Origin of the sequence: Pelomonas dachongensis (genome assembly GCF_043555865.1) — a bacterium.
In the GTDB taxonomy this organism is placed as follows: domain Bacteria; phylum Pseudomonadota; class Gammaproteobacteria; order Burkholderiales; family Burkholderiaceae_C; genus Pelomonas; species Pelomonas dachongensis.
On the sequence record NZ_JBIGHY010000016.1, the window covers coordinates 33,882 to 51,867 of the forward strand.

Consider the following 17,986-nt stretch of genomic DNA (forward strand, 5'->3'; position numbering starts at 1 on the left):
CGCCCGCCACCCAAGCCCCACCGGCTGCCGCGTCACGCGCCAGCCGGTTTTTCTTGGTCAGCCCGTGTTGCGCAGGCCGGCCGCGATGCCGTTGATGGAAAGATGGATGCCGCGCTGCACGCGCTCCATCGCCGGGTCGTCGGCCTGGGTGCGGCGGTAGCGGCGCATCAGCTCGACCTGCAGGTGGTTCAGCGGGTCGATGTAGGGGAAGCGGTGCTCGATGGAGCGAGCCAGCGACGGGTTGGCCGCCAGCCGCTTGGCGTCGCCGGTGATCAGCGTCAGCATGGCCTGCGTGCGGTCAAACTCGTCCCTGATGGCGCCAAAGATGCGCTTGCCCAGCTTCTTGTCCTCGACCAGCTCGACGTAGCGCTCGGCCAGCGCCAAGTCGGTCTTGGCCAGGACCATGTCCAGGTTGGACAGCAGCGCGCGGAAGAACGGCCAGCCCTTCAGCATGCGCTTGAGCAGCGCGAGATTCTTGGCGCGCTGGGCCGGCTCGTCGCCAAGGAAGGCCTCGACGCCTGAGCCGAAGCCGCACCAGCCGGGCAGCGCCACGCGGGCTTGGCCCCAGGAGAAGCCCCAAGGGATGGCGCGCAGGTCTTCGATAGCGCGAGTGGCCTTGCGCGAGGCGGGGCGCGAGCCGATGTTCAGCTCGGCGATCTCGCGGATCGGGGTGCTGGCGAAGAAGTAGTCGGCAAAGCCCGTGGTGCCGTAGACCAGCTTGCGGTAGGCCGCAAAGCTGGCGTCGGACAGCGCCTGCGCGGCCTGCAGGAAGCCCTTGGGGGCGCTCTGCGTCGGGTGAAGCAGCGTGGCTTCCAGCGTGGCGGCCACCAGCGTCTCCAGGTTGCGCCGGCCGATCTCGGGGTGTGCGTACTTGGACGCGATGACCTCGCCCTGCTCGGTCAGGCGGATCTGGCCGTTCACCGTGCCCGGAGGCTGGGCCAGGATGGCCTGGTAGCTGGGGCCGCCGCCACGGCCCACCGTGCCGCCGCGGCCGTGGAACAGTCGCAGGGTGATGGGGCCGACCTTCTTCAGCTCGTCGAACAGCTCGACCAGCGCGATCTCGGCGCGGTACAGCTCCCACGACGACGTGAACATGCCGCCGTCCTTGTTGCTGTCCGAGTAGCCCAGCATGATGTCTTGCTCGCTGCCCGAGCGGTCCACCAGGCCGCGAATGCCGGGCAGGGCGTAGAACTCGCGCATGATCTCGGGGGCGATGCGCAGGTCGCCGATGGTCTCGAACAGCGGCACGATGATGAGGTCGCTGGTGGCGTAGCCGTCCAGCGTGCCGCGCAGCAGGCCGGTTTCCTTAAGCAGCAGCGCCACCTCCAGCAGGTCGCTGACCGACTCGGTGTGGCTGATGATGTAGTGGCGCAGTGCCTCGCGGCCGAAGCGGGACAGGGCCTCACGTGCGGCCTCGAACGTGGCCAGCTCGAACTGGGTCTTGTCGGTGTAAGTGGCGCCGATGACGCGCAGCGGGCGCGCATCGTTCAGCAGTCGCAGCAGAAGTGCGCGCTTGGTGGCTTCGTCCAGCGTCTCGTAGTGCTCCTCGATGCGGGCGGCGGCCAGCAGCTCGGCCAGTACCAGTTCGTGCTGGTCGCTGCTCTGGCGCAGGTCCAGTGTGGCGAGGTGAAAGCCGAACACCTGCACCGCACGGATCAGCGGGCTCAGCCGCGGCGCGATCAACGCTTCGGCATGATGGCTCTTCAGGGAGGCCTCGATGGTGCGCAGGTCGGCCAGCAGTTCGTCGGGTGCGCGGTAGGGATTTTGCGGTGCGACCGCGTGGCGCAGCGCCTCGGTGCCCGTCAGCTCGTGCAGCGTGGCGGCCAGGCGCGCGTACATGCCGGTCAGGGCGCGGCGGTAGGGCTCGTCCAACCGGTGCGCGTTCTGGTCCGGGCTGCGCTCAGCCAGCGCCTGCATCTCGTGGGACACGCCAGTCAGGCGCAGCGAGATGGACAGTTCGGCGCCCAGCTCGTGCAGCTCGGTCAGGTAGTGGCGCAGCGCGACCTCGCTCTGGCGCTGCATGGCGCGCTTCAGCGTGGCAGCGCCCACGTTGGGGTTGCCGTCGCGGTCACCGCCGATCCAGTGGCCCATGCGCAGGAAACTGGGCAGGGTCTCGCCCGGCAGGTGTTCCTCCAGCTCGGCGTAGAGCTTGGGGATCTGGCGCAGGAAGGTCGAGTGGTAGTAGGAGAGCGCGTTCTCGATCTCGTCAGCCACGGTCAGCTTGGAGTAGCGCAGCATGCGCGTCTGCCAAAGCTGCGTGATGCGAGCGCGCAGCAGGCCCTCTGCCTCGCGGCGCTCGCGCTCGGTGGACGCGCGGTCGCGCGCTTCCAGCAGTCCGGCGACGGCGCGCTCGGCGTCCAGGATGCTCTTGCGCTGCACCTCGGTGGGGTGCGCCGTCAGCACGGGTGCGATGAAGCCGCGCCGCAGCACCTCGGCAATCTCGGTCGGGCGGATACCGGCCTCGTGCAGGTGCTCCAGGCAGTAGGCCAGCGAGCCTGGCTGCAGGCTGCCGGCGCGCTCGTGCACGTCCCGCCGCCGGATGTGGTGGCGGTCCTCGGCGATGTTGGCGAGGTGCGAGAAATAGCTGAACGCGCGGATGACGCTGACGGCCTGGTCGCCGGATAGGCTCTTCAGTAGCTTGTCGAAACGCTTCCCCGCCTCCTTGTCGTGCTTGTGGCGGTAGGCCACCGACAGCTGGCGGATGCGCTCCACCAGCTCGTAGGCCTCGCGGCCCTCCTGCTCGCGGATGACGTCGCCGAGGATGCGACCGAGCAGCCGGATGTCGGCCACCAACGGCTCGTTCTTGTCGGCCTTCTTGTCGATCTCGGGGCGGGCAGGGGCGGCTCGTGGGCTCATGGCGTGTCGTCCGGGCAAGGAATTTCTATAGGAGAGGTAACGGAATTACCTGCGTCTGACTCTAGCAGTTTCTCGATCTTGCGACCCTCCGTCGTTGTGTGGCTGCCAGCCGATTTCCGCCCCTTGCGCGGTGCGCATCGGCGGTGCGTGCCGGCCCTTGCCAGGGCGTGGCGAACCGATCAGCGCAGCCGCTTCGAGCCGGACGAAGGCGGCATTGCGCAATGGCGGGGTGGACATCTACGCGCCGGCCGACGGCAGATTGCACGGATCGGCGCACGACCAGGTGGCGACGCAGCAGGAGGTTGGGGATGGCGGATAGTGGAAAGGTCTGTGCCAATAGGCGTCCGCGACGCAGCGAAGCGAGGGCCGCTGGCAGCAAGCGGGGCCGAATCTGCGCCGTCGGGTTGTCGCTTGCATACGCCATGCCGGGTAAACCAGACTGCCTGCGCAATTGAATGCCGCAGCGGGATCGGATATCGTAGACAACGTTGTCTATTTCGGTTGTCGGCGCTTGAGGCGATTCGTGGCATGGCTGCCTGGGATCGCTAACAGGCCTCGTCTCAACTTGTTAGTTCGACTTGATCGGCAGTGGGATTGAGTGAGTTGTGGCGTGATGTGCATGGCGGCTGTTGCTGAATGTGGACAGCGCTGCCTCGACTCGTACAAACCCCAGCAATGCCGCGTTGGGTGAATCAATAAAGTACGGCGAGCGCTTGAACCAAGGCACTTGTGCGTCGGAAAATTGGTAACGCTAACAAGCGCTGGCATCCGCGGGCTACAGAAGTCGTCGTGAAGTCGGTCCGAACGGGCCATTAAAGCAAAGCAAGGAGACATATGAAACACCCTCAGAATTCCAAGATGCGGCCCCAGGCCCAGCGCGTGCGGCTCAAGCCGGTGGCCTGGGCTTCGTCGGTCGCGTTGCTGGCTGGTGCTGCCGCTGTGCAGGCCCAGCAAGCCCCCGCCGCGCCTGCTGCCAACGCACTGGAAACCGTCGTCATCACGGGCATTCGTAAGTCGCTTGACAGCGCTGTCACCTTGAAGCGCGAGTCGCGTGGGCTGGTGGATGGCATCGTGGCCGAAGACATCGGCAAGTTCCCCGACACCAACCTCGCCGAGTCGATGCAGCGCATCGCCGGTGTGTCCATTGACCGTTCCGCCAGTGGCGAGGGCTCCAAGGTCACGGTTCGCGGCGTCGGCCCCGACTTCAACATGGTGCTGCTCAACGGCCGTCAGATGCCCACCGCCGTCATCGGCTGGGAAGGCGCTGGCGCCAACGGTTCGCGCGCGTTCGATTTCGCCAACCTGTCGTCCGATTCCATCTCCGCGCTGGAGGTCTACAAGACGGCGCGTGCCGAGTCGCCCACCGGCGGCATCGGCGCGACCATCAACGTCAAGACGGCCCGTCCTCTGGATGTGCGTGAGCGCATCGCCAGCATCGGCGTGAAGGCCAACTACGATGCCTCCGTCGGCCGCCTGCCCGAACCGCTGCAGGGCGACAAAGTAACGCCGGAAATCTCCGGCATCTACAGCGACACCTTCGGCAACCGCACGCTGGGCATCGCCATCAGCGGCAGCTATTCCAAGCGCGATTCCGGCTCCAACAAGGCCTACACGCAGAACGGCTGGGGGACGAACGACCCGGCGGTCAAGTCGGTCAGCCCCGCAGGCAACATCGTCAATCAGCCGACGGGCCTGTATGCCACCTCGCGCGATCTGCGCTACTCGCTGACCGGCATGGAGCGCGAGCGCCTGAACGGCCAGGTGACGCTGCAGTTCGCCCCGACCAAGGATCTGAAGTTCACGGTCGACCACACGATGGCGGTCAACACGCTCAGCTCGAAGAACGCCGAGATGTCGAGCTGGTTCAACAACTCGTTCTCCGGCGCGCTGGGAAGCAATCCTCCCACCAAGTTCACGACGGGTTCCGTCGCCGCCCCCGTTGTACAGACGGCCATCTGGGAGGACGGCAAGCATGACTTGGCCATCAACACTGGCCAGTACGCCCAGAAGTCCAAGCTGAACTCCACGGGCTTCAACACCGAGTGGAAGGTCAGCGATGCGCTGCAGATCGACCTCGACGCTCACCACTCCAAGTCCAAGACCTCTCCGGACAGCCCGTTCGGCACCTACAACGCGCTGGACCTGGCGATGTTCAACCAGGGCAACGCGACGGCTTACTACGACCGCGACTTCCCAATCCTGAGCCTGCCGGGCCAGGTGTTCGACGGCACCAAGACAAACGTGACGGGCACGCAGTTCCGCAACAACCTGAGCGATCAGACCATCGACCAGGGGCAGGCGCGCGGCACCTGGCGCATCGACGCCGACAACAAGCTGCTGCTCGGCCTGGGTTTCACGAAGACCAAGAACCGTTCCGCCAGCTTCAACAACCAGAACAACGACTGGAGTGGCGTCGCGCCGTCGCTGGGCCAGTTCGCCGGCGTCAAGACGGGCACGTACAACCTCAGCAGCTTCTTCGGCCGCATCCCTGGGCACGACGACTCACGCCTGTTCTCGTCCTTCTACATGGCGGATTTCGACAGCCTTCGCGCCGAGGCCATCAAGGTCAAGATGGCCAACACGCCGGGCATGACGCAGGCGCAGGCCGAGGCCTACTTCGCCGCAGCACCCGACTACACCAAGGGTGACGACTGGCGTGCGACGGAGAAGTCCAGCTCGGCATATGCCCAGTGGGATCACGCCTTTGACACGGCCATCCCGATGAACGTCTCGGTGGGTGTGCGCTACGAAACCACCAAGGTGGACGCATCGTCGCAAGTGGTGAGCCGTGTGGGCGCGACGAACTGGAAGTCGCAGAACGAAATCGACCTGAGCTCGAGCACGCCGATCTTCGGCACCAAGTCGGGCAAGTACACGTACTGGCTGCCCAGCATCGACTGGGATGCCGACTTGGCCGACAACCTGAAGGTGCGCGCCAGCTACGGCGAGAACATCGGCCGCCCGGGCTGGAACCAGATGCAAGGTGGCCAGAGCCTGAACAACCCGGCCAACCCCAACGGCGGCGGCACGGGCTCCACCGGCGACCCGGCGCTGAAGCCCCTGAAGTCCAAGAACCTGGACTTCTCGGCGGAGTGGTACTACGCCAAGTCCAGCTACGCGGCCCTGGGCGTCTTCTACAAGAAGGTCAACAACTTCGTCACCACGTCGAGCTTCGACACGACGATCGCGGGGATCCTGAATCCGGCCAGCGGCACCTATTACAACGCGGCGCTCGCCGCTTGCGGCGGCAACACGCAGCCGCTGTGCATCCGCAACTACATCTTCAACAACTACAACGGCCAGCCCGGCGTGACGGCGACGAGCGCGCTGAACATTGCCGAAGTCACCGGCAGCATCACCGGCGCCGTGCCGGGTGCCACCCCGATCCCGTTCAAGATCACCACGTTCAAGAACGGGCCGGGTGACACCATCAAGGGCTTGGAGCTGAACTTCCAGCACATGTTCAGCAACAGCGGCTTCGGTGTGTCGGGCAATTTCACCAAGGTGAAGACGGGCCTGAAGTTCAACAACCTGCGCACGGATGAACAGGCCGCGCTGCTGGGCGTCAGCGACTCCGCCAACCTGGTCGGTTTCTATGAGAACGACGCGTGGTCCATCCGAGCGGCCTACAACTGGCGCGGCGAGTTCCTCGCAGCGGTCGGCGATGGCAACGGCAACAACCCGGTCTACACCGAGCCCTACGGCCAAGTGGACATGTCCGTTGGCTACAAGGTCGGCAAGAACCTGACCCTGCAGCTGGACCTGCTGAACCTGAACGATGGCTACATCCGCCAGCATGGCCGCACCGACGAGATGCTCGTCTCGGCCATCCAGACCGGCCGTCGCTTCCTGATCGGCGCGCGCTACCGCTTCTGATGTAAGCACCTGGCCACCCGGCGAGCGCCGGGTGACCACTGTTGGCCGAGGCGAGTGCTTCCACGCTTGCCTCGGCCAACATTCTTTGCAGAATTCCCTGGCCGAGCAGGCAGCCCCTTGCCCGCTCGGCCCATACTTCTCCGGAATGAGATCCGAGGTGACGACAGGCGTTCGACGAATCGTGGTGCTGGGCGGGGGTTCTGCCGGCTGGCTGACGGCCGCGACGCTGGCGGCTGAACTGGGCGGTCGTGCACCCGACGCGTTGCAGATCACGCTGATCGAATCGCCCGACGTGCCGTCCATCGGCGTGGGGGAGGGCACCTGGCCTACCATGCGCGCCACGCTGCACCGCATCGGCCTCAGCGAGCTGGACCTGATCCGGGAGTGCGATGCTTCGTTCAAGCAGGGTTCCCGCTTCGAGGGCTGGCTGCACGGCGGCGCCGCGGATCGCTACTACCACCCGTTCACGCTGCCGCACGGCTCTGGCGAGGCCGATGTCTCCGCGGCGTGGCGGCAGGCCGGCAGCGAGCTGGCATTCGCCGAGGCCGTCAGCCCGCAGCCTCACGTGTGTGACGCGCACCTGGCGCCCAAGCAGACCACCACGCCGGACTTTGCCGGGGTGCTCAACTACGGCTATCACTTCGATGCCGTCAAACTGGGGCATCTGTTGCGCCGGCATGCCATCGGCGTGCTCGGCGTGCGGCACGTGGTGGACCACTTCACGGCGGTCCGTTCGTACGACAACGGCGACATCGCCGCACTCGCTACGCGCGCGCATGGTGACCTCGAAGGCGACCTCTTCATCGACTGTTCTGGCCTGGCCTGCCTGCTGCTGGGGCAGCACTACGGCGTGGGCTTCCGCTCCGAAAAAAGCGTGTTGTTCAACGACAGCGCGCTGGCCGTGCAGGTGCCGCATGCCGACGCTCAGGGGCCGCTGGCCTCGGCAACCATCGCCACCGCGCACGCGCAGGGCTGGACCTGGGACATCGGCTTGCCCACGCGCCGTGGCGTGGGCCTGGTGTATTCGAGCAGTCACACCGACGATGCCGCCGCCGAACGCGCGCTGCTGGCGCACCTGCAGCACACCGGTGCGCCGGACGTCGACACTACGCCGCGCCGCATCCGTTTCAGCCCGGGCTACCGCGAGCAGTTCTGGCACCGCAACTGCGTGGCCGTCGGGCTGGCCGCCGGCTTCATCGAACCGCTGGAGGCTTCGGCGCTGGCGCTGGTCGAGCTGGCGGCCGCCCTGATCCGCGACGACATGCCGGCGACCCGTGCCAACATGGACATCGTCGCGCGCCGCTTCAACGACGCCTTCGCTTACCGCTGGGCGCGCATCATCGATTTCCTGAAGCTGCACTACGTGCTGAGCCGCCGCGACGACGCCGACTACTGGCGCGATCATCGCAGCGCGTCGACGCAGCCCGAATCGCTGCGCGACCTGCTGCAGTTGTGGGCCCACCGGCCGCCGTCGCACAACGACTTCTACCGTGCTGAGGAGGTCTTCCCGGCCGCCAGCTACCAGTACGTGCTGCACGGCATGCGGTTCATGCCGGCCATGCGGCCGCCGCGGGCCGACAGGCTGGCTGCCGCGCAAGCCGGCATCCAAGACGTGCCCACCCTCACGCGGCGGCTGCTGGGTGCCCTGCCACGCCACCGCGATCTCATCCAACACCTGCGCGCGCACGGCATGCCGGCCGCGTGACTTTTCCCTCCATGCCCATGCTGCAACTGCTCAACAACATCCAGCACAAGGACTTGCGCGTCATCACCCAGCGCGGCGAGCGGTGGGGCGACGCGTTCATGTCGGCGCCCGTCACCGTCAACGAGTTCCGCCGCGCCCAGGCACATTACCCCATCGTCTTCCAGTCCGATGGAAAGGGCGGTTTCGTGCCCACGGCGCTGTTCAGTCTGCATGACGGCCAGAACCTGTTCCTGACGGCGGACGGCGGGAGCGGCTGGGACGCCGACTACGTGCCACTGTCCGTGCAGCGCCTGCCGTTTTCCATCGGCGTTGCCGAAGACGAATTGCGCGTGATGGTGGACATGTCCAGCAAGCGCATCAGCCACGGTGCGGAGGGCGAAGCTGTGTTCCTGCCGCAGGGTGGCACGACCGACTTCACCGAGAACATGAACTCGGTACTGCGCCTGCTGCACGAGGGCCTGGAGGCCACCACGGAGTTCGTGCAGACGCTGATGGCGCACGACCTGCTGGAGCCTTTTGTGCTGAACGTAGAGCGGCCGGACGGCACGCGCGGCGAGCTGGTGGGATACCACACCATCAACGAAGACCGCCTGGCCGCGCTGGAGGCGAGCACCATCGGGCTGCTGCACCAGGCCGACTACCTGATGCCCCTCTACATGGCGCTGGCCTCGCTCTCCAACTTCGCGCCGCTGATCCAGCGCCACCTCGCCCGCGAGGCGTGATGTCCGTGCGGGAGTCGGCGGAACTCGGCATCGAGGCCTTGCCGGCAGAGGTGCTGCGGTCCACCCAGCCCGTGCTGCTGCGCGGCCTGGTGCGCGACTGGCCGCTGGTGCAGGCCGCGCAGCGTTCCGATGTGGCGTTCTGCGACCACCTGCGCGGCTTCGGCGCCGACACGCCGCTGAGCCTGTGGCGCGGCGGTCCGGAGATCCGCGGGCGCTTCTTCTACAACGACGACTTCACCGGTTTCAACTACCGGCGCGAGACCCGGCCTTTCGGTGCGCTGCTGGACGAGCTGCTGGCCGGAACGCCGGACGCGCTCTACCTGGGCTCCACCGAGATCGACACCGCGTTCCCGGGGCTGCGCCGGCACAATGACATCGCCGCGCTAGCCGGCGCGAATCCACTTGTCAGCCTGTGGCTGGGCAACCGCATGCAGGTGGCCACGCATTTCGACTTGCCGGACAACCTCGCCTGCGTCGTCGCCGGCCGGCGGCGCTTCACGCTGTTTCCGCCGGATCAGGTGGCCAACCTCTACATCGGACCGCTGGACCTGACGCCGGCCGGCCAGCCGGTCAGCCTGGTGGACGTGACGCAGCCTGACCTGCAGCGCTTCCCACGCTACGCCCAGGCGCTGGCGCACGCGCAGACCTTCGAGCTGCTGCCCGGCGACGCGCTCTTCATCCCCAGCCAGTGGTGGCATGGTGTGGAGTCGCTGGAGCCGGTCAGTGCGCTCGTCAACTTCTGGTGGCGGCAGTCGCCCGCCTTCATGGACACGCCGCTGAACACGCTGATGATGGCGCTGCTGTCGCTGCGCGACCTGCCCCCGGCGCAGCGCGACGCCTGGCGCGCGCTGTTCGACCACTACATCTTCGACGCCGACGCGCAGACCGCCGCCCACATCCCCGAGGCGGCGCGCGGCATCCTTGCGCCGCTGAGCGACGACAGCGCTCGCCAGCTGCGGGCGGCCCTGCGCAACCGCCTCAACCGATAGGGCTCTCCCGCCATGAGCAATTCCCCCCGCCCCATCCGCCGCATCGTCATCGCCGGCGGCGGCACTGCCGGCTGGATGGTGGCCGCCGGCCTGTCCAAGTGCCTGGGCAAGCAGTTCGACTTCCGCCTCGTCGAGTCGGAGGAGATTGGCACCGTGGGCGTCGGCGAGGCCACGATCCCGACGCTGCATTTCATGCACGAGATCCTGGACCTGGACGAGAAGGAGTTCATCCAGGCCACGCAGGCGACGTTCAAGCTGGGCATCAGCTTCGAGAACTGGCGCAACGTCGGCGAGCACTACTTCCACTCTTTCGGCAAGACCGGCAAGAGCCACTGGACGGCCGGCTTCCATCACTTCTGGCTCGAGGCCCGCAAGCGCGGCCTGGCCAGCAGCTACGACGACTACTGCCTGGAGTTGCGCGCGGCGATGGAGAGCCGCTTCGCGTTGCTGCCCGACAACGGCATCAACTACGCCTACCACTTCGACGCGACGCTGTACGGCCAGTACCTGCGCCGCATCGCCGAGGGCCTGGGCGTGCAGCGCATCGAAGGCAAGATCGCCCAGGTTCACACCGACGCCGACACCGGCTTCATCACCGGCCTGCAACTGGCGAACGGGCCGGTGATCGCGGGCGACTTCTTCATCGACTGCACCGGCATGCGCTCGCTGTTGCTGGGCGAGACGCTGGGCGTGCCTTACGAAAGCTGGGCGCAATGGCTGCCCTGCGACAGCGCGCTGGCCGTGCAAACCACGCGGGTCGGCCAGCCGGTGCCGTACACGCGCTCCATCGCCCACCCCTGGGGCTGGCAGTGGCGCATTCCGCTGCAGCACCGCGTCGGGAACGGCGTCGTCTTCAGCAGCCAGCACATCGGTGACGATGAGGCCAAGGCTACGCTGCTGGCCAACGTCGAGGGCGAGGTGCTTCGCGAGCCGCGCGTCATTCGCTTCACGCCGGGGCAGCGCGAGCAGGTCTGGAAGAAGAACGTTGTCGCCATCGGCCTGTCCAGCGGCTTCCTGGAGCCGCTGGAGTCCACCAGCATCCACCTGATTCAGAAGGGCATGAGCCGGCTCGTCGAGCTGTTCCCGACCGACGGCATCCGCCAGAGCGACGTCGACGAATACAACCTGCAGACGCGCGACGCGATCGAAGTCATCCGCGACTTCATCATCCTGCACTACCACGTGACGAACCGCGACGATTCGGCCTTCTGGCGTCAGTGCCGCCAGATGGACGTGCCGCCGCTGCTGAAGCACCGCATCCAGCACTTCCGCGACACGGCGCGCGTCATGCTGCGCCCGGGCGAGCTGTTCGCTGAGAACTCCTGGGTTCAGGTGCTGCTGGGGCAGGGCATCCTGCCGTCCAGCCATCACCCCATCACCCGCAACATGGACGACCGCACCCTGTCCGGGTTCCTGGGTGACATCCGCAAGGACGTGGCGCGCACGCTGATGAAGCTGCCCACGCACCAGCAGTTCATCGACCGCTTCTGCCCCGCGCCCCAGGTCGACCGGCCAGACGCCGCCCCGCTATCCGCCCTGCGCATCAACCCGGACGCGCGACTGGACGTGGTGGAGCTGGCGGGCGGCGCCAAGGTTTACGTGGTCGACGACTTCGTCCTTGACCCGGAGGCGCTGGTCGCGCTGCTGCAGTCGGCCCAGGACCAGTTCAGGCCGGTGCCCGGGCATCCCTATCCCGGCCCGCAGCTGGGCCTGACCGTCGGCATGACTGCGGAGCTCGACACCTTCTTCCGCGCGCGGCTGGCGCCGCTGCTGCAGCCCGGCGCCACGCTGGGCACGACCGCGCGCTTCTCCCGCGTCGTGCAGGACGCCGCCACGCTGGACGCGCGCCAGCGCATTTGCCACCGCGACGACTCCGACCTCGGCGCCGGCGAGCGCGTAGCGGCCTCGGTGCACTACCTGTTCAAGGATTCACGGCTGGGCGGCACGGTCTTCTTCCGCCCGCTGCTGTCCGAGGCCGACACGGCGCGCTTGCGGCAGGATGCCAACACGCTGGATGCCAGCGCCTTCGGCGACAAGTACGGCATTGCGCCGGGCTACATGACCCAGACCGGTCGCCACTTCGAGGTCATCGGGCGCGTGCCGGCACGGTGGAACCGCGCCATCTTCTATGACGGCGGTCTGTTCCATTCCGCCGACATCGATTGGGAGGCGGCCCGGGCGGGCTACGAATCCGACCCTGGGCGCCTGACCATCAACGCCTTCTTCAAGAGCCGCCAGCCCTGAGGTCGGCGGGGCGGCCTCGATAATCGACGCCATGACCACCTCCATCATCATCGCCACCCGCGAAAGCCGCCTAGCGCTGTGGCAGGCCGAACACGTGCAGGCCCGCCTGCGCGACGAGCTGGGCCTGACGGCCACGCTGCTGGGCATGACCACCCGCGGCGACCAGATCCTGGACCGCACGCTGTCCAAGGTCGGCGGCAAGGGCCTGTTCGTGAAGGAGCTGGAAGCCGCGCTGGCCGAAGGCCGCGCCCAGCTGGCAGTGCACTCGCTGAAGGACGTGCCGATGGAGCTGCCCGAGGGCTTCCTGCTGGCGGCCGTGCTCGAGCGCGAGGACCCGCGCGACGCCTTCGTCTCCAACGACTACGCGACCGTGACCGACCTCCCGCAGGGCGCCGTGGTGGGTAGCTCCAGCCTGCGCCGCGTCACGCAGCTGCTCAGCCTGCGGCCCGACCTGCGCGTCGAGCCGCTGCGCGGCAACCTGGACACGCGGCTGCGCAAGCTGGACGAGGGCGGTTACCACGCCATCGTGCTGGCTGCCGCCGGCCTGAAGCGCCTGGGCCTGGCCCAGCGCATCCGTTGCCATTTCGAGATCGACGAGATGCTGCCGTGCGCAGGGCAGGGCGCGTTGGGGCTGGAGATCCGCGCCGACGACAGCGCGCTGGTGGCGGCGCTCGCCCGGCTTGCCCACACGCCGACGCAGCTGGCCTGCGAGGCCGAGCGCGCCGTGTCGCGCGCGCTCGGTGGCAGCTGCAGCATGCCGCTGGCCGCGCACGCGCGCTGGCAGGGCCGCAGCTTGCGGCTGGAGGCGGCTCTGGGCCATGCCGAGGTGCACCTGTCGCCGCTGCTGAGGACCGGCGTGGAAGCCTACGTGGGCGACATGGCCGGGGCGCGCGCGCTCGGCCAGCAGGTCGCCTTGCGTCTGCGCGAGCTGGGTGCCGGCGCTTACCTGCCCGGATGAGCGCTGCCACGCTGGTGCTCACACGGCCGCGGCCGCAATGCGGTGACTGGCTGGCGCGGCTGGCCGCACTCGGGCAGCCGGCGGTTGCGCTGCCGCTGATCGAGATTCTGGCCGCCCGCGACCCGGCACCGGTGCACGCCGCCTGGGCCGCGCTGCCAGCCGTGGACCTGGCCGTCTTCGTCAGCCCCAACGCGGTGGCGGAGTTCTTCGCCCATGCGCCACCGGCCGCCGCATGGCCGGCGCTGACGCTGGCCGCCTGCGTCGGGCCGGGCAGCGCGCAGGCACTGGCGGCCCATGGCGTGCCGGCTGCGCAGATCGTCCAGCCCGCCACCGATGCGACCGGCCTGGACTCCGAGCATTTGTGGCAGCAGTTGCAGCCGCGGCGCGACTGGGCCGGTGCCCGCGTGCTGCTGCTGCGCGGGGACGGCGGCCGCGAATGGCTGGCCGAGCGGCTGGCCGAGGCGGGTGCCCGCACCGAGGCCGTCACCGTCTATCACCGCAGCGGCCCGCGCTTCGACGCCGCCGAGCAGGCCCTGCTCGGTCAAATCCTTGCTAACCCGCAGGGCTTTGTTTGGCTGTTCAGCAGTTCCGAAGCCGTGGGTCACCTGGCCGGCCAGGCCGTGGCGGGGCAGCGTGCCGTCGCCACCCATGGGCGCATTGCTGACGCGGCGCGCGCTGCCGGCTTCGCGCCTGTGGTTTTGGCGCGACCGGACCCCGAAGCGGTGACTCGGGCGCTGAAAGGGCTCTGACAGAATCTGCCGCACTGTGAGTGAGTTGAATTCCCCCGAAACGGCGCAGCTGCCCGCGGCCGAGCCCGCGGTCCTGCCGCCCCCCGCCCCGTCCGTCCTGCCGTCGTGGCTGCCCTGGCTGTTGGCCGTGCTGGGGGCTGCCGTGCTGCTGTGCGTGGTGCTGGCCTGGCAGAGCCTGTCGCGCCAGCAGTCGCTGGAGCAGGAGTTGGTGCGCCGTCAAGAGGCCAGCCAGGCCCAAGCGACCGAGGCGCGGCTGGCGGCCAAGCAGTCCGGCGATCTGGTGCGCGACACCGCGGCCAAGGTCTCGCTGCTGGAGGCGCGGCTGGCTGAGGTAGCGCTGCAGCGCGGCCAGCTGGAGGACCTGATCCAGTCCATGTCGCGCTCGCGGGACGAGAACGTCGTGGGCGACATCGAGGCCGCCATTCGCGTGGCCTTGCAGCAGAGCCAGATCACCGGCAGTGCCGAGCCGCTGGTTGCCACGCTGAAGCAGGCCGACGAGCGCCTGCTGCGCTACAAGCAGCCGCGCCTGGAAGGCGTGCGCCGCGCCGTGGCCCGCGACCTGGAGCGCGTGCGTGCGGTCGCGGTGGTGGATGTGTCCACGCTGACCATCAAGCTCGACGAAGTCGTGCGCATGGCCGACGAGCTGCCGCTGATGTCGGGCGGCGAGGTGGCCCTGCGGCCGCGCGAGGACCGGCCGTCCGAAGTGGCCGCAAAGCAGCGCGACCAGGCGTTGAAGCTGCAGCGCGAGCAGGCCGCTGCCGCCGCCGACGGCAAGCTGTCGCTGTGGTGGTGGCAGGCGCGCGAGCAACTGTCCGGCTGGACCGGCCTGGTGTGGGGCGAGGCGCGCACGCTGCTGCGCGTGACCCGCATCGAGCATCCCGAGGCCGCGCTGATCTCGCCCGACCAGAGCTTCTTCCTGCGCGAGAACCTCAAGCTGCGGCTGCTGAACGCCCGCCTGGCGCTGCTAAGCCGCCAGTTCGACACGGCCCAGAGCGACCTGCGCGACAGCCAGGAGATGCTGAGCCGCTATTTCGACATGCGCTCGCGGAAGGTGGTCGGCGTGACCGAGCTGCTGCGGCAGGTCGGCGGCCAGGCCCGCCAGGTCAGCGTGCCCCGTCCGGACGACACGCTGGCCGCGCTGACCGCCGCGGCGGCCGGTCGTTGAAGAGGGGCTGAGCATGCGCCTCGTCATCTGGCTGGTCCTGCTGTTCGTCGCGGCCGTCGTCGCGGCCCTCATGCTCGGCAACAACGACGGCCTCGCCAGCTTCTACTGGCGCGGCTGGCGGCTGGACATCTCGCTGAACCTGTTCCTGCTGCTGCTGGTGGCCAGCTGCTTCGCACTGGTCACCGCCATCCAGGCCATCGAGGCACTGACCACGCTGCCCAATCGGGCCCGCGAATGGCGGCTGGCGCAGCGCGAACGCAGCGCCCAGCTGGCGCTGCGCGAGGCGTTGGTGGAGTTCTTCGGCGCCCGCTTCAGTCGCGCGCAGAAGGCGGCCCAGAAGGCGCTGAACATCCAGTCCGCCACGCCCGAACTGGCGGCCGACCAGGCCTTCATGGCGCTCGCGCACCTGCTGACGGCCGCGAGCGCGCATCGCCTGCAGGACCGCCGCCACCGCGACGAGCAGCTGAACCGCGCACTGGAGCTGGCGCGTCGCACTGGCGGCGCACGTGCCCACGAAGACGGCGCGCGCCTGCTGGCCGCCGAATGGGCGCTCGACGACCGCGACGCGACCCGTGCGCTGAGCCTGATCGGCGAACTGCCCCCTGGCGTTGCCCGGCGCACGCAGGCGCTGCGGCTGCGTCTGCAGGCATCGCGCCTGGCGCAACAGCCGCTGGAAGCGCTGCGAACCGCCCGACTGCTGGCCAAGCACCAGGCCTTCTCCAAGGTCGCCGCACAAGGCCTGCTGCGTACGCTGGCGTTCGAGGCGCTGGACGGCGCCCGCGACGTGGACCAACTGCGCGTCGTGTGGCAGCAGTTGGATTCGGCCGACCGTCGCGACGCGCTGGTCGCCGCCCGCGCCGCGCAATGCGCCGGCCACCTGGGTGCACCCGACGACGGCCGCGGCTGGCTGCGCCCTTTCTTCGACGATCTGGCAGAACTGCAGCCAGACGAGCGGGCCGCGCTGGCGCACGCGCTGGTGCCCGTGCTGGTGGGCTGCGGGCCCGACTGGCTGCAGCGCCTGGAGGCCGCACAGTCGCGCTTCCCGCGTGAGCGGGCGCTGGCCTATGCGCTCGGGCATGCGCTGGCCGAGCGCCAGCTGTGGGGCAAGGCGCGCCTGATGCTGGAAACCGTGGCCGATGACGTCACCATGCCCAGCGCCGCGCGCCGTCGCAGTTGGCTGGGCCTGGCGGCCCTGGCCGAGCAGGAAGGCGATGAAGCGCGCACCGCCCGCTGCTACCAGGCAGCCGCGCGGCTGCCCTGAGCCATAGGCTCACCAGAGGCGCCTCGAACTATTTTTAAGAAAATCTCGAAAGTCTTGCGAGACGCCAGAAAATCTGGCTATACTGTGAGGCTTCAGCGGCTGTAGCTCAGTTGGATAGAGTACTTGGCTACGAACCAAGGGGTCGTGGGTTCGAATCCTGCCAGCCGCACCAAAAATAAGAAGAGAAATCACGGGTCAGCACCGCAAGGCGCTGACCCGTTTTCCTTTATGGCTTGCGTGGCGTGCAGGACGAGACCGCGACAGGCCCCCATCCGCCTGCCCGACCGCTCAGGGCCGCTGCACTGTCGCGCAGCTTCACCAAGATGCTGAAGAACTTGCCGCGCCGAAGGCCTGCGCCGCTTGGGCCCAACCGCTCAGATTGTTGAGCAGCGCTGCGCCGATGTTCCCGCCTACGATCCGCGCCGCACAGGTGGCGCAGCGCACGGCAAGCTGGCTCGCCGGGTCCGTCGACAGTTCTGCCGGGTGCGTCGATGACTCAAGGGTGGGAAGCCATGAAACCTATACATCGAGCGCTGGTTGCGGTGGCGCTTCTTGCGTTCTATGCACTTTCGCTGCTCCCGCTCGCGCATGCCGCGGAGGCGACAGCGGTCTCGAACGCGCTGCGGCCTCCCTCAGCTGAAGAGCGCGTGCCCCGCGCCGTCGTGCGCCATGCCCCGGACCGTGCGGACGACCTGATTTGGGAGAACGACCGCGTCGCCCATCGCATCTACGGACCAGCCCTGCAGAAGCTCGAACCGCCGTCCGGGTCGGGCATCGACGCCTGGGTCAAGAAGGTGCGCTGGCCCTTCATGGACCGGCAGCTGAAGACCCCTTCGTATCACAACGACTACGGCGAGGGCCTGGACTTCTACGGCGTCGGCGGCAGCCGCGGTGTGGGCGGATTGGGCATCTGGTTCGACGACAAGCTCTGGGTGTCGCGCAACTGGGCCTCGCACCAGATCCTGCAGAACGGTCCGGATGTCGCATCCTTCCAGGTCAGCTACGCGCCTTGGCCGGTGGGCGTGGACCGCAGGGTCTGGGAGACTCGCACGTTCACGCTGTCGCTGGGAAGCCACTTCACGCGGCTGCAGTCGGTGATCGATTCGGACAAGCCGGAAGACCTCATCGTCGGCATCGGTCTGAACAAGACGCCGGTGGGCACGGCCCGCGGTGTGCTGACGGTCGACGCGAAGCAGGGCCTGTTGATGCTCTGGACACCGGCACATGCGCAGCACGGCGCCATGGGCACCGCCGTACGCGTGGACCCGGCGCAGGTGGTGGACGTGGGCGCCGACGCGGACAACCACCTCGTCCGCCTGCGCGTGAAGCCCGGCCAGCCCTTCGTCTACTACATCGCCTCCGTATGGGAACGGGGGCTGGATTTCAGGACCCGCGAGGCCTGGGAGGCGCATGTGCGTGCCGAGCAACTGACTTTCGACCCGCGCTAGCAGCGGGTCAGCC

Annotated in this window: 11 protein-coding genes and 1 tRNA gene; 11 read left to right on the top strand and 1 reads right to left on the bottom strand. The window is 68.1% G+C overall.

What is annotated here, in order from left to right:
- Window positions 1–57 precede the first annotated feature (57 nt).
- A complete protein-coding gene (gene ppc, locus ACG02S_RS24720; protein ID WP_394473167.1) occupies window positions 58–2,856 on the bottom strand; it encodes a phosphoenolpyruvate carboxylase in 2,799 nt (932 codons plus the stop codon).
- Between the two features lie 834 nt (window positions 2,857–3,690).
- On the opposite strand from ppc, the gene ACG02S_RS24725 reads away from it, so the two are divergent.
- The 11 genes from ACG02S_RS24725 (at window position 3,691) to ACG02S_RS24775 (ending at window position 17,973) form a co-directional block, all read left to right on the top strand.
- Complete coding sequence (locus tag ACG02S_RS24725) at window positions 3,691–6,732, top strand: TonB-dependent receptor (protein WP_394473168.1); 3,042 nt, start codon at window positions 3,691–3,693, stop codon at window positions 6,730–6,732.
- A 157-nt stretch (window positions 6,733–6,889) separates the two neighbouring features.
- Window positions 6,890–8,437, top strand: coding sequence for a tryptophan halogenase family protein (locus ACG02S_RS24730; protein ID WP_394473169.1), 1,548 nt, complete (start codon window positions 6,890–6,892; stop codon window positions 8,435–8,437).
- 17 nt (window positions 8,438–8,454) lie between these two features.
- Window positions 8,455–9,159 carry a SapC family protein gene (locus ACG02S_RS24735; RefSeq protein WP_394473170.1) on the top strand — a complete coding sequence of 235 codons (705 nt, stop codon included), beginning with the start codon at window positions 8,455–8,457 and terminating at the stop codon, window positions 9,157–9,159.
- Entirely contained in the window at window positions 9,159–10,148 is a 990-nt protein-coding gene (locus ACG02S_RS24740; RefSeq protein ID WP_394473171.1) for a cupin-like domain-containing protein, read from the top strand. The genes ACG02S_RS24735 and ACG02S_RS24740 overlap by 1 nt, the downstream gene beginning before the upstream one ends.
- A gap of 12 nt (window positions 10,149–10,160) precedes the next feature.
- Window positions 10,161–12,392 carry a DUF6445 family protein gene (locus tag ACG02S_RS24745; protein ID WP_394473172.1) on the top strand — a complete coding sequence of 744 codons (2,232 nt, stop codon included), beginning with the start codon at window positions 10,161–10,163 and terminating at the stop codon, window positions 12,390–12,392.
- A gap of 31 nt (window positions 12,393–12,423) precedes the next feature.
- Window positions 12,424–13,350, top strand: a complete 927-nt coding sequence (gene hemC / locus ACG02S_RS24750; RefSeq protein WP_394473173.1) for a hydroxymethylbilane synthase — start codon at window positions 12,424–12,426, stop codon at window positions 13,348–13,350.
- Window positions 13,347–14,099 carry a uroporphyrinogen-III synthase gene (locus tag ACG02S_RS24755; protein ID WP_394473174.1) on the top strand — a complete coding sequence of 251 codons (753 nt, stop codon included), beginning with the start codon at window positions 13,347–13,349 and terminating at the stop codon, window positions 14,097–14,099. The genes hemC and ACG02S_RS24755 overlap by 4 nt, the downstream gene beginning before the upstream one ends.
- Before the next feature lie 16 nt (window positions 14,100–14,115).
- Window positions 14,116–15,264 (top strand): uroporphyrinogen-III C-methyltransferase, encoded by a 1,149-nt coding sequence (locus tag ACG02S_RS24760; RefSeq protein WP_394473175.1) that lies wholly within the window; start codon window positions 14,116–14,118, stop codon window positions 15,262–15,264.
- Between the two features lie 13 nt (window positions 15,265–15,277).
- The gene (locus ACG02S_RS24765) at window positions 15,278–16,525 is read left to right on the top strand and encodes a heme biosynthesis HemY N-terminal domain-containing protein (RefSeq protein ID WP_394473176.1); all 1,248 of its coding nucleotides are present in this window, start codon (window positions 15,278–15,280) and stop codon (window positions 16,523–16,525) included.
- Between the two features lie 95 nt (window positions 16,526–16,620).
- Window positions 16,621–16,697, top strand: a tRNA-Arg gene (locus ACG02S_RS24770).
- Window positions 16,698–17,172: 475 nt separating this feature from the next.
- Entirely contained in the window at window positions 17,173–17,973 is an 801-nt protein-coding gene (locus ACG02S_RS24775) for a DUF4861 family protein (RefSeq protein WP_394473177.1), read from the top strand.
- Window positions 17,974–17,986: the final 13 nt, after the last annotated feature.

Coding starts and splice junctions, on each gene's coding strand:
- ppc (WP_394473167.1), bottom strand. CDS start 2,856: ATGAGCCCACGAGCCGCCCCTGCCCGCCCCGAGATCGACAAGAAGGCC.
- ACG02S_RS24725 (WP_394473168.1), top strand. CDS start 3,691: ATGAAACACCCTCAGAATTCCAAGATGCGGCCCCAGGCCCAGCGCGTG.
- ACG02S_RS24735 (WP_394473170.1), top strand. CDS start 8,455: ATGCTGCAACTGCTCAACAACATCCAGCACAAGGACTTGCGCGTCATC.
- ACG02S_RS24740 (WP_394473171.1), top strand. CDS start 9,159: ATGTCCGTGCGGGAGTCGGCGGAACTCGGCATCGAGGCCTTGCCGGCA.
- ACG02S_RS24745 (WP_394473172.1), top strand. CDS start 10,161: ATGAGCAATTCCCCCCGCCCCATCCGCCGCATCGTCATCGCCGGCGGC.
- hemC (WP_394473173.1), top strand. CDS start 12,424: ATGACCACCTCCATCATCATCGCCACCCGCGAAAGCCGCCTAGCGCTG.
- ACG02S_RS24755 (WP_394473174.1), top strand. CDS start 13,347: ATGAGCGCTGCCACGCTGGTGCTCACACGGCCGCGGCCGCAATGCGGT.
- ACG02S_RS24765 (WP_394473176.1), top strand. CDS start 15,278: ATGCGCCTCGTCATCTGGCTGGTCCTGCTGTTCGTCGCGGCCGTCGTC.